The organism is bacterium (assembly GCA_030699905.1).
Taxonomy (GTDB): domain Bacteria; phylum Patescibacteriota; class Minisyncoccia; order Phycocordibacterales.
Map to the genome: position 1 here is coordinate 18,059 of JAUYKQ010000028.1, position 12,330 is coordinate 30,388.

Here is a 12,330-nt window from a genome sequence, read left to right on the forward strand (position 1 = left end):
TTTTGGAATGTCTATTTAATACCGGCATTCTTTACCTGACATCCACTTTTTCTCTTGCGAAAAATACCAAAAAAGCCAAGAAAAGCAAAGCCCAAATGGTACCCCACAGAGCTAAACCGTCAAGTCGCCAAACCATGTTCACAAAAAAAGTAAACGCAAAAAACCCCACAAATGATAAGACGGCAATTCGTCCCCACAATAAAATCTTTTCCATCTTTTAACTATAACATACATTTGAAATAAAAGCAATACTTATGGGGGGGCTGGTGACCCTCACACATAGCAGAAAGTGGCTTTATTCCTCCTATTCCCCCTTTCATACCGCGTGCCGCCTAAGCTTTAGCGGTGGCGCAAAGGGGCTCTGCTTGGGGGATTTGCGGAAAGAGGCGAGAAAATTTTCAATTTTCAATTTTACAATTTTCAATCAATTTTCAATGAATCAATTTTCAAGCAAAGAAACAAGCAAGGCGGGACGAATATTGGCTACGAATTTGATGCATTGAAAATTTCGGGATTTGATTGAAAATTGAAAATTGCAAAATTGAAAATTCTTTCATTCATAAATCCTAAATCTTAAATCATATTTCACCTCTTCCCTTCTGGTATAATCGGTTACCTTTTGGCATAATATCTTCCTAAAAAATCGTCACGAAATTCCGAAAATCCCCCATTTAATATGCATTGACGCATTTTATGGACCAGCGAAACGATAAAGTGAACGTTATGAATTGAAGATAGCGTGGAGGCAAGCATTTCTTCGGCGCGAAAAAGATGGGCAATGTAACTTTTCGTGTAGTTTTTGCAAGTATAACATTCGCAGTCATCGTCAACTTTTCCCAAGTCCCTGACAAATTTAGCGTTTGTTATATTTATTCTTCCGTTTTTTGTGTGGAGAGTGCCGTTTCTTGCCATTCTTGTCGGAGCAACACAATCAAAAAAATCGCATCCGTTTTCAACCGCCCCAAAAAGGTCAATCGGCTCGCCTATTCCCAAAAGATGTCGCGGTTTTTCTTCCGGCAAAAGCGCGTTTACCCACAGAATGGCCGTTTCAATATCTTCCTTGTCAAAAGAACCGCCGATGCCGAAACCGTCAAAATTCATTTCTCCTATGGTTTTCGCGCTCTTTTTTCGCAAATCATCAAATCGTCCGCCTTGCACAATGCCAAATAACGCCTGCTCTTCGGCTTTCAAATTTTCACTTTCAACTTTTAGCTCGCGGCGCTTTTCCAAGCACCGCGCCGCCCATCGGTGCGTTCTTTCCATAGCTTCTTCTTGATATTCACGCGAAGCTTTAGGCGACGTGCATTCGTCAAAGGCAAAGATAATATCCGCGCCGATATCATGCTGAATTTCTATTGACTTTTCCGGCGTAAAACGATGCGTACTTCCATCTATGACGGACTTGAATGTCACGCCGTCCTCATCTATTTTTGAAAGTTTTTCGTGCAGTGACTTTTCGGGAAGTGGATGGTCTTCTTCCTTTCTGACTTCCCCTTTTTCAAGTTTTGATACTTTAGAAATATTCTCTCCGTACGCCGCGCCTAAAGAAAATACCTGAAAGCCACCGGAGTCCGTCATGGTGGGGCCCGGCCAATTCATGAACTTGTGAAGCCCTCCCCCGAGCTTTATCGTTTTTTCGCCGGGTTCCAAGTACAAGTGATAGGTGTTTGCAAGAACGACCTGCGTACCGGTACCGGCGACCTGCTCCGGTGTTAAGGCCTTGACCGTGGCTTTTGTACCCACAGTTACGAAAGCAGGTGTCTCTATGACTCCGTGTGGGGTCTCATACTTTGCCGCTCGACCGAGCTTGTTCCCAAGCTGTTTTTCAACAGTGAAAGAAAACATGGAGTAGTTATACCACATAAAGGGGAATGTGTAACTTGCCATGGGGGCAAAACCCACACACCCGAAAAGATGTGGGACAGATGGGACAGATGGGCACCATCACTCCCGACATTGGGAGTGATGGTGCCCATCTGTCCCGACGCTATAACAGCACCGATTGCCTGCCCCGTTAGATTGAATTTTTTTCCGATATTCTTACGTAACGGAAGAGTCCCCACTCTCGTGGCGCGTCGGCTTGCAATTCTCTACGAAACAAAGATACAATATAAGCGTGGAAAACAAAAACAAACAAAATGAGAGGCCTTTTCATGAGGACGTCACCCATTCCCGCGTGGCCATGCAGGATGAAATTTCAGGCAGAGTGACGAGAATTGAGAAAGAATTTAAAGAGGCGTTTGAATTCATAAAATGTTATCCGAGGTCCGTTTCTTTTTTTGGTTCATCCCGTTCCCGTGAAAACGACCCGTATTACGAAAAAGCCCGAGCTCTCGCCGGTCGTATCGCCAAAGACCTTCAGTACACCATTCTTACGGGAGGAGGCAAAGGCATAATGGAAGGGGCAAACAGAGGAGCTTTTGAAGCTGGCGGAGAGTCAGTTGGTCTCAATATCACTCTTCCCACTGAACAGTTGCCAAACGAATACACTTCGGACCAGATGAATTTCTACTACTTTTTTACAAGAAAAGTGGCGTTGTCTTTTGCCGCCGAGGCCTACATTTTTTTCCCGGGCGGTTTTGGAACTTTGGATGAGTTTTTTGAAATTGCGACTCTGGTACAGACCAGAAAAATTCCCTCTGTTCCCATTATTCTTTACGGTCGCGAGTTTTGGGAAAATTTAAGTCACTTCATTGAGGAAAATCTGTTAAAAAAACACGGCGCTATAGACGAGGAAGACATGTCCCTTTACACCATTACCGAAAATGAAGAAGAGATCATAGAGATAATTAAAAATGCGCCACTGCAACACGGATAGAAAATCGCCAGAGCCGCCTAAAAAACAGCTAAACGCCTAACACTGGAGTGTTAGGCGTTTTTCAAGCATCTACTGGCATAAGGCAGAGGTTTAACCCCGAATTAAGATAACTACAAAATACAAAAGGTAAAGAATAACGAAAATCAGTCCCTGCTTTCTACTCATTATATATTTACGGCCGATGTACATGGTAGCCAAAAGCAAAACCGACGCCATCAAAGTTACTGATAGGTCAAGAGTAAATCGCGTGTCAAAAGGAACTTGCTTTATCAGGGAAGCAAAGCCGAGCACTCCTAAAAAGTCAAAAATATTGGAGCCGATAATACTGCCGACTGCCAAGGAACTCCGCTTGCGCAGGGCAGCCGCCAATGTCACGGTCAACTCCGGTATGGAAGTTCCTATGCCAACCAAGGTGAGCCCAATAAGAGCTTTACTCGCTCCCAATGCAGTGGCTATTTCCACTCCGCCGTCCACAACCCACTTGCCTCCCAAGAAAACCCCCACAAGTCCTCCCAAAATCATTATAAATGAAATAGAAAGAGTGAAAACTTTATAATCGCTCGTTTCCCCGCTCCCGTCTCGTCGTCGCGTCGCCAAGTCCCAAATCCAAAAGGTAAACACGGACAGCAATACCAAGCCCTCCAAACGCGATAGGCCGAAAAACTCCTTGTCACCCAAAACCGGAAAAAACAGAAATAGGGCGGTCAAAATTACGGCAAATATGTTATAAAAAAAATCCTTATGCACCCACGTCCTTTTCATCACAAGAGGAAAAAACATTGCCGAAAGTCCCAGAATGAAAAGAATATTGAATGAGTTACTGCCTATAACGGTTCCGAGCCCGATCATACCGCCATCATTAAGGGAAGCTATCATTATGGCAAGTTCCGGTACTGACGTGCCTATGCCGACTATCACCATGCCTATCACCCATGGCGAAATAGTGAAATATTTGGCTACGGAAGAAGACCCGTCTATAAGATAATTAGAACTCTTTATTAGCAGGAAAAAACCGAACACGAAAAGAAAAATTGCAGTGAACATTAGCTAAATTCTAATACAAAAACCAAAATACTTATCCCCAGAAAACTGACGGTAATTCCTTTAAAAAGGTGGACAGGTGTACATAATATGATATACTATACATATGGCCAAAAAGGCCAGAACGAGACGATTCGCGAGAATCAGATTTAATAGCAGTAATTTTAAAACACCATGGACGAAACACAAAATCCCGCTGGTACACCTGATGAAGGTGCCACTCCGGCGACTCCCGTAGAAGGCGAAGAGCCGACTGCGTAGTTTTTAAAGAAAACCTCGTCCGCCTTGGCGGACGAGGTTTTCTTTATGTCTGTGGATTGTGAAATACCGGTTTTGGGCACTGCCCCGTTAGAAGCGCATCTTCTAACGGGGGTTTTATTTATCTTGAATTACGAAATATGGCAGGCGCCCCCCCCACGAGGAAAGTCACAAAAAAGTGACTGAGACCGGGCAAGCGCCCTTGGAGCGGTCACTTTTTTGGGAGCTTTCCCTCGTGGGGGGGCATGTGTTTAGTAATTCACAGTATTCAGGATTTATGTCTTCCAATTAAGCTGTCTTAAAAGCGCCGGCAAACCGTAACGTAGAAACTTTCTCGTTTCTTCCGCCAAAAAAACCGAGGTGCTAAGTCCGACTATTATCGCCCATTCGCTCAAAGACAGCGCTGTCGTGTGGAAAACCGACTGCAAAGAAGGCACGTGCACCACCGCGACCTGCAAGATAACCACGATGCCGGTGGCATACAAAAGAAACTTGTTGTTAAGCCAGTTCATTTTGAATATTGACTTGCGGTTGAAACGCACATTCCAAACGTTAAACCACTGCGTAACGGCAAGCACGGTCAAGACGACAGTTGACGCCTTCACTATGCCTTCGGGCAGGTAGAAAGCGAAAAGATAAAGCGACAACACCGACATCACAAATCCCATAAGCAAAATTCTTTCCAACATTCTTCTGTCCACTATCCATTTGCTTGGTTTTTTAAAAACATTTAGCAAAAGCCCGTCCGCCTTCGGTTCAAGTCCCAAAGCGACCACCAAAAAGCCGTCCGTTACCAAATTCAACCAGATAATCTGCCCCGGCGTCAAAGGTATGGGCATTCCTAAAAATATGGCCCCGCATATCACCAAAACCTCCCCCGCGGCCGTTCCAAAAAGATACAAAACCACTTTTTTTATTGAACGGTAAATATTTCTTCCCTCTTCTATGGCGGAAACGATGCTTGCCATGTTGTCATCCAAAAGAACTATGTCCGCGGCATCTTTGGCCACTTCCGTTCCCGACTTACCCATAGCGACGCCAAGGTCCGCCGCCGCCAAAGACAGCGCGTCATTGACCCCATCTCCCGTCATGGCGATTTTATTTCCGGCTTTTTTATAGGCCTCTATTATCTGAAGTTTATGCTCCGGACTTACACGAGCAAAAACACTGACTCGCCGTATTTTTAACACCAACTCTTCCACTGTCATCTTTTCAAGCTCGGAACCGGAAAGAACCGCGTCTCCTTCAGAAAATATTCCTATTTCTTTGGCCACCGCCACGCCTGTCTCAACATAGTCGCCTGTTATCATAACCACATGAACTCCGGCCGCCTTAATGTCCTTTATGGCCTGTGTAGCGTGAGGCCTTAAAGCGTCCGTTATGCCCGCAAAACCGACAAAGCAAAGTTCCGGCAATTTCATGGGGTCCAAAACTGAATTCACGCCACTTGCGGTGGCAAGAGCCAAAACCCGAAGCCCTCTGGTGGACAAATCCGAAAGAGCTTGCTTGATTTCCCCCATGTCGTTTTCCGTAACAAGGACACACGCGCCGTTTTTCCAGACCTCTTTTACGGAATTCAAAATTACCTCCGGCGCGCCCGCGACAAAAAGAGTATCCACGCCAAGAACATCGTTGACAGTGGCATGATATTTTATGCGCGAGTCAAAAGGTATCTCGGCCTTTTGGGGGAGCTCTTCTTCAAGAGCCGGTTTGTTAAAGCCCATCTTTTGACCAAAGACGGCCAAAGCGACTTCTGTCGGCTCGCCCATGGTTCGCATCCACTCTTTTTTCTCCTCATTGTAGGCAATGCTCCCGGTGGCGGTCAGAAGCGCCGTTTTCGCGAAAAGTAAAAGCTCCGGATGATTAAGCGGTTCTACCGTGGAACTTCCTTCCTTTATATACCCCCTCGGTTCATATCCGTTGCCACCGACTTCAAATTTTTTGCCGTTCGCGTAGATGGCCGTTACCATCATTTGGTTTTTTGTAATTGTTCCGGTTTTATCAACAGCCAAAACGTCTGCCTGTCCCAAGGCCTCAACCGCTTGAAGTTTTTTAACCAAAGCATTCCTCATACTCATCCTCCATACGCCGGTTGCCAATATTAAAGTCACGACAACCGGCAAACCTTCCGGCACGAAAGAAACAGCGAGAGCCACTATTACTTTCAGCACCTCGGAAACCGGATTTCCGGCATGCACTCCCGCAAAGAAAAAAATCACTGAAATAACAGCGAGAGCAACCATTATGACCTTTGTCAAAAGCCGGATGTTTTCTTTAAGGGGCATTTCGGAGTCAAGCATTCCAAGCTTCATGGCCAATTTTCCTATAACGGTGTTTACGCCCGTGTCTACGACAACCGCCTTGCCAAAACCTGAAAGCGCGTAAGTCCCTTTCCATATCATGTTTTTTTGGTCGGCCGTTTCAAGTGACTGCTCTTCTATTGATTCCGCCTTTTTTAAGACAGCAGATGATTCACCAGTCAGAGCCGCCTCGTCCATGTGCAAAGAAACAGCCGACAAAAGTCGCGCGTCCGCTCCGACTTGGTCGCCCTCGCGAACCATTATGACGTCCCCGGGCACGAGTTCTTCGCTATCAAGAACGGTCTCTTTTCCGTTTCGCCAAGCCAAGGAATGGGTCTTAGTCAGGACTTTGAGAGAGGCCAGTTTTTCTTTGGCGCGACCCTCTTGGAAGGTGCCGATTGCGGCATTAATGGCAAGAACGGCCAAAATAACAAAACCATCAGCAGTATCACCCATCACAAAAACAATAATTGATGCCACCAGCAATACGTAGATAAGAGGGCTTTGAAACTGACGCAAGAATATAAGAACGTATGACTCGCCTTTTTCTTCCGGAAGTTTGTTTTTGCCGTACTTTTTACGGCGTATTTCAGCTTCACCCGCAGAAAGACCGCTTTCGGAGCTTTCCAGCTTTAGAAGAGCAATGTCCGAAGTTAGTTGATACCAAAGCATGTAAGCTGTTTGTTATAGGACGCTATCCGCCAGAAATGCCGCTTGCAATTTCCGTCAGAGCTATTTTTTAAAGAAAACCGTCTGGGTCGGATAGGCAAATTCTATTTTCTCTTTCTTGAAATACTCCATAATGGCCAGATTTATGCTTTGCTGTCTGTCCATAAAAATATTGTAATCAGCCGAATCCACGTAATAGACGACTTCAAAATCAAGAGAGGACGCTCCGAAAGCGGTAAAATGCGCTCTGTCAAAACGGATACTTTGCATCGGTTCTATAATCGCTTTTATGGCTTCGGGAATTTTTCTGACTTTCTCGGATGATGTGCCGTAAACAATGCCGAATTTAAACGGCACGCGACGCATTTGCATTTGCTTGAAATTTTGGATGACCGAAGTGGTCAGTTCTCTATTTGAAAGAACCAGCTCCTCTCCTTGCAGGGCCTGTATTCTGGTGGTTTTTATGCCGATTTTTTTTACCACGCCGAGTTTATCTCCGACAATGATGAAGTCCCCGACCACAAACGGTTTGTCAAAATAAATGGCGAAAGAACTGAAAAGATCGCTCAAAATATTTTGCAGTGCGAAAGCCACGGCCACGCCACCAACACCGAGTCCGGCAATAAGAGAATTTATATTGACGCCCAAGTTTGAAAGAACAAGTAAAACTCCCGAGACCCATAGAGCAAACTTTATTATAATATTTAAGAAATTTACGGCGGCGGTGGCCTGAGGGTCTTCCTCCTTGCCCATTCGCTTGCGAAAAATGTAGTCAATGAGAATATTAGTGGCGATAATAACCTGATACACCGCCAACAATATCAATAAAACGGTTATAAATTTTTGAAGCCAAGGCAAAACGACAAGGGTTCTCACTGCAAAATAAAAAGCGATAAAAATGTAGAAAGGTGGCTTTAAGCTCCTGAAAATCAAAAGCGCCGTATCGTCTATGGAAGTGGCGGTTTTGGCCACCGCTTTTTCCATACGATTTAAAATAACCAAGTAAAAAATCCTGAAAACTAAAAACAGGACTAAAAACAAAAGAGAGGCAACCGCGTAACCGTGGACAGTGTTGCCTAAAAACTCATATTTCCAAATGGAATGGGTAAAAAATGTTTCCAGCATAATTCAATAAAAGCAGATAGCGTAAACGTGGGGCAAGACGCTATTTCCGCGAAAGGATTTAAAATATTATAGGACTTGCGCAATTTATTGCTTTTCTTATTCCCCCTTTCCTAAATCTTATTCCTCCTTTTCTAAAGGAGGGTGGTCATTCTGATGACGGAGGATTTATAAATCCCTCCCCCTCGCCGACTCGGGTACTCCCTTTACGAAAGGGAGAATTCAGACCAATTGCGTAAGTTCTATATTATATCATATTTTGCCGTCTGGTGAAGCGATAATCTATTCGTTTAAAAACGCCTGAAGGTCAGACGTACCGTCGCCATTGGAGTCGCTTTTTAACGGAGAAGTTCCTATGTACTCTTCCAACGAATCCGGCAGTCCGTCTTTGTCGCTATCCTTAGCGGACTCCTCCCTTGCCTCCACCGAAAGAAAACCGGCGTTCGCCGTGTTTGTCCCCCGAGCATATACCCACACGACAACAGGATTAGACCTGACATATTCAAGAGAATAATAAGCCGCGACGTGGCCTTCTTCACCATAGGGCGGTAATTTCGCCTCGTAACGAAGTCCGTAGTCCTCCGGCAGTCGAACGTAAACATACTGCTGTCCGGTATACGCGTCGTTCGGTATTGTTGAAAGAATCGGCTTGGATTTATATTCCAACCCTAAGGTTTTCTCCAAAACATTCGGGTTTAAATTTTTGACTGACACTATTTCAGAGGCGGTCAAGGAAAGGTCCTTTAACTCCTTTGGGAATTCTCCGCTCAATTCTCTATAGATGCGTACGGCCTCCCGAATCTCCTTGACGTTTTCTATCTGTTTTTCCAAAAGAAAAGAGTCGCGCGACAAACTGCTGATTTTCAAGACGGCGTCTTCCAAGCTGTCAAATTGACGCGGTACTTCAAACTCTTCTGAACTTCCGGAAAAATCAGTTTTCAAATAGACCGAAAGCTCTCTGCCTCGCCACGAGTCGTTGTCAATAGGAGGAAAAAGCGCCCCCTGTATTTCAACGGAAAGAGGAGCTCCGCGGGAACTCAAACGCAAAACTATCGTCGCCTTGCGGGCAAAATCCGAAGCCAAAGAATTAAATCTGTCGCTTTGCACGGACGGAATAAAGTTTGAAAGTTCTGGCTTTTTACCAAGTTCTTCCAGAAGAACTATCCGAAAAGCATTGGCTTTCTCTGCATCAAAAGCCAGCTCGTATTTATACGCCACCTTGCCGTTTAGCGATTCTTTAACGGGGTCTTTGGATGAAGTCAGATACTGCGACCGCGCGGCAGATGTCAAGACGGCCTCAAGAAAAACACCCATATTAGCTACGGAAGAAATATCTTCTTCGCTTAAGGCCTCTGGGATAGGTAAATATTTTCGTCTGTCGGATAGTTCCGCGGGTGTGAATTTGACCCATTGTCCGGATATCGGTTCAATGTCCAAAAAGGAAAGAGGAAATTTGTCCAGTTTCACAAACTGTCCCAACTCACCGAAGAAATATTCCCCTTCAAAAACATACAGCGAATCCCCCGTGGTAACAGAGGCCTTTCCCGCTATTTTTTCATTCTCTTTGCCGCTCGTTGTTTTCCTCTCACCGCTTCCGGAAAAATTTACAGAGGCGTTTTTACCGTCCAAAGAAAAAATCAGCGAAAGAAAACCGGAAAAAAGCGGGATTTTATCTCCGTCGTTTACGCCGACTGCTTTCGGAAGGTTCGGTTCACCTGTCATGGAAGATGACAGTCGGAGGTTGAAATCGTAGCTCAAATTTTCAAGCCCCACCATTTGCTCTGAAAAAAGGTTTGCCACCTCCTGCCCCGACACGGGCGGTTTGTTGAAAGGTCCTATTCTGTAAAAATAAAGAGCGTAAGCGGTTCCTCCCGAAAGAAAGGCCAAAATGAAAAACGCGATGGAAATTTTCAAAAAAACATGCTTTTTCTTGCTTCTCCTTTTTACTTCCTCCTCTTGAAAATTGAAGGGGTTTTTGGCTATGCTTTCTTTTTTCTGTAGCACGGAGCTATCCGGCGGATGTACGGGGGGCTTTGGCGGTTTTGCGACGTTCTCTTTCGGCTTGTTTTTAAGAGAGTCGTCGGCCTTTGGAATAAAAGGTCTGACCGGCTCCGGTCGGCGTCTTGTTTCGGGAGGGAGATTTTCTGTCTGTCGCTTTGGTATTTCGCGAAGTGGCTTCTCTGCCTCTGCTACTCTTCCGTAGAAGGAGGTTTGAGGCAAAGCAGGACGGTTTGCGGTGTCAGGTTCTATGCGTGGGGCAGTGGCCGGCTGGGGGGCCGCTTTCGCTCGGTCGTAACTTGGCGCAAGTCGCGGAGCAGGCCTCTCCTCTGATTTTCTCGGAGAGTAGTCGTCTGAAACGTCACCGGAAGCTCCGGTAGCGTTATTTTCTTCCGGCACGGCAACAGGGATGACTACGTCATTTATGAGAAAATCGGGAAACTTTTCAAGCGCCGGGAATTTCTCGTTCGGCTCCTGCTTGAGTATGGTTTCCGGTTCTGTCTTTGTTTGAGAAAGTTCGGCGTGGGGCTTCTTGAAAACATCATTCTGAACTTTTGCCGGTATTCCTGTTTTTTGTCTGAAAACAGAGAGCGCCGAATTCGCTTCTTCTTCACTCCATCCGACTTTTCGGAGCGCGGACTTTAGACGGTTCTCGTCCGGTAGCGGAACCATTTTTGACATTTTCTCTATGTATTGAAGAAGCTCGGGATCCATACGTCAATTATACCAAGTATTGCGGTAAAGCATACAAAATGGTGTGCAAAACAAAAAACACCTCGTCCGCCCTTTGGCAGACGATGTGTTTTTGAGTAAATACTTTAAGTTACCATTTATCATTTCAAATCATCCGCAATCTTTACCACGCCTTCAGCTCTCAAATCAATTATAACCACCTGAATTTCCTGATTTATCTTTTGATTTCTAATTTGATTTTCAAGAGTAGTCCTGGCTTCTTCAAAAGAAGGCACTTCTTCACCCTGACTCTGTTTCATCTGTTCATAAAGGGCCTCTATTTCCTCTTCGCTCGCGCTAACCGGCTTGCCTTCGGTGACTTCCGCCACGTATTTTTCCAAAACCAGAGAGTCACGGGTGTTGTTCTTAAACTCCTCTTCAGTCATTTTGGCTCTTTCAAGTTCCTCCTTGAAGGCCTCTTCCGTCTCAAACCTTCCTTTTATTACATTTGACTGCTCGTTAATCTCCGATTCGGAAACGGAAATGTTTCTTCTGTCGGCGTCCTGCAAAACCAGTTTTTGGTTTACCATGCTTTGAATTATCTGCTTTCGCAAAGTGTCTATCAGAGTGGGGTCGGAGGAAAAATCCACTCCCTGCGCTTCGTAGTTGACTTTTTCCTGTTCTACTTTTCTATCCAAAGTGTCTCGGGTGATTTTCTCTCCGTTTATCAAGGCGGCGGCATCGGCTGACAAGACAACCGTAGCGGCGCCGGAGTTGTTATCGGAGTAATTTTTACCTATAAACCACGCTGCCACGGCGATTACTATAACCACGACTAATATAAACAACGGTTTTGGGCCGGAACCGTCTTTTTTGCCACCACTTTCCTTCTTTGAAACTTGTATATCATCCATATGTATTTTTTAGTTAAATTGTAAACAGTGTAATAGTAACAAAGAGACATTAAAATGCAAGAAGCGTATCAATAACCGCTCATATCCGGCTAAAATATGGATAAGAGTTAAGAAGGAGATACGATTTAGGATTTAGGAATTAGGAATAGGACTTGCGCAAGTTGACGGAACTGAATTATTCTTGAATTACCTTGAATTACGAAATGTGGCAGGCGCCCCCCCACGAGGAAAGTCACAAAAAAGTGACTAAGACCGGGCAAGCGCCCTTGGAGCGGTCACTTTTTTGGGAGCTTTCCGAGTGGGGGAAGCAGGTTTTTAGTAATTCACAGAAATTATGCTTTTCGCGTATTCCCAAAACTCGCTATTTCCGCCCTTTTTAAGCCGGTACCACCACTCCACACCCCACAAATATTGAGTGTCAAAGCCGGTTTTAGGGGCAAATTCAAGCGTCTCTTTAAACTTTTCCATACTCATCCTGTCAAGCTGAACATCAACAGATACTTCTGAAATGGGTTTTATAAGCCAAGGTTCCGCAGAG

At 45.1% G+C, this 12,330-nt stretch carries 10 protein-coding genes; 1 reads left to right on the forward strand and 9 read right to left on the reverse strand.

Annotated features, from left to right (window positions below; translation table 11 throughout):
- Positions 1–31: 31 nt before the first annotated feature.
- Together Q8P86_03820 and tgt are read right to left on the reverse strand one after the other, a co-directional pair.
- Positions 32–214, reverse strand: coding sequence for a hypothetical protein (locus Q8P86_03820; GenBank protein ID MDP3996792.1), 183 nt, complete (start codon positions 212–214; stop codon positions 32–34).
- Positions 215–612: 398 nt separating this feature from the next.
- A complete protein-coding gene (gene tgt / locus Q8P86_03825; protein MDP3996793.1) occupies positions 613–1,845 on the reverse strand; it encodes a tRNA guanosine(34) transglycosylase Tgt in 1,233 nt (410 codons plus the stop codon).
- Positions 1,846–2,116: 271 nt separating this feature from the next.
- Between tgt and Q8P86_03830 the strand changes: the two genes are divergently transcribed.
- Positions 2,117–2,818 (forward strand): TIGR00730 family Rossman fold protein, encoded by a 702-nt coding sequence (locus Q8P86_03830; GenBank protein ID MDP3996794.1) that lies wholly within the window; start codon positions 2,117–2,119, stop codon positions 2,816–2,818.
- Positions 2,819–2,908: 90 nt separating this feature from the next.
- Here Q8P86_03830 and Q8P86_03835 read toward each other — a convergent pair whose 3' ends face one another.
- From Q8P86_03835 to Q8P86_03865, 7 genes are all read right to left on the reverse strand, one after another.
- Entirely contained in the window at positions 2,909–3,862 is a 954-nt protein-coding gene (locus Q8P86_03835) for a calcium/sodium antiporter (protein MDP3996795.1), read from the reverse strand.
- A 161-nt stretch (positions 3,863–4,023) separates the two neighbouring features.
- On the reverse strand, positions 4,024–4,200 hold the full coding sequence (locus Q8P86_03840) for a hypothetical protein (GenBank protein MDP3996796.1): 177 nt from the start codon (positions 4,198–4,200) through the stop codon (positions 4,024–4,026).
- A 192-nt stretch (positions 4,201–4,392) separates the two neighbouring features.
- The gene (locus Q8P86_03845) at positions 4,393–7,089 is read right to left on the reverse strand and encodes an HAD-IC family P-type ATPase (GenBank protein ID MDP3996797.1); all 2,697 of its coding nucleotides are present in this window, start codon (positions 7,087–7,089) and stop codon (positions 4,393–4,395) included.
- Between the two features lie 60 nt (positions 7,090–7,149).
- Positions 7,150–8,211 carry a mechanosensitive ion channel family protein gene (locus tag Q8P86_03850; protein MDP3996798.1) on the reverse strand — a complete coding sequence of 354 codons (1,062 nt, stop codon included), beginning with the start codon at positions 8,209–8,211 and terminating at the stop codon, positions 7,150–7,152.
- A 279-nt stretch (positions 8,212–8,490) separates the two neighbouring features.
- Positions 8,491–10,920: a hypothetical protein gene (locus Q8P86_03855; GenBank protein MDP3996799.1), complete on the reverse strand. Its 2,430-nt coding sequence runs from the start codon at positions 10,918–10,920 to the stop codon at positions 8,491–8,493.
- A gap of 119 nt (positions 10,921–11,039) precedes the next feature.
- Entirely contained in the window at positions 11,040–11,792 is a 753-nt protein-coding gene (locus Q8P86_03860; protein MDP3996800.1) for a SurA N-terminal domain-containing protein, read from the reverse strand.
- A gap of 315 nt (positions 11,793–12,107) precedes the next feature.
- Positions 12,108–12,330: hypothetical protein (locus tag Q8P86_03865; protein ID MDP3996801.1), on the reverse strand; the 223-nt coding region annotated here is incomplete at its 5' end.

Excerpts from the sequence above, each read along its gene's own strand:
- Q8P86_03850 (MDP3996798.1), bottom strand. The coding sequence starts at position 8,211 with ATGCTGGAAACATTTTTTACCCATTCCATTTGGAAATATGAGTTTTTA.
- Q8P86_03835 (MDP3996795.1), bottom strand. The coding sequence starts at position 3,862 with ATGTTCACTGCAATTTTTCTTTTCGTGTTCGGTTTTTTCCTGCTAATA.
- Q8P86_03855 (MDP3996799.1), bottom strand. The coding sequence starts at position 10,920 with ATGGATCCCGAGCTTCTTCAATACATAGAGAAAATGTCAAAAATGGTT.
- tgt (MDP3996793.1), bottom strand. The coding sequence starts at position 1,845 with ATGTTTTCTTTCACTGTTGAAAAACAGCTTGGGAACAAGCTCGGTCGA.
- Q8P86_03860 (MDP3996800.1), bottom strand. The coding sequence starts at position 11,792 with ATGGATGATATACAAGTTTCAAAGAAGGAAAGTGGTGGCAAAAAAGAC.
- Q8P86_03845 (MDP3996797.1), bottom strand. The coding sequence starts at position 7,089 with ATGCTTTGGTATCAACTAACTTCGGACATTGCTCTTCTAAAGCTGGAA.
- Q8P86_03820 (MDP3996792.1), bottom strand. The coding sequence starts at position 214 with ATGGAAAAGATTTTATTGTGGGGACGAATTGCCGTCTTATCATTTGTG.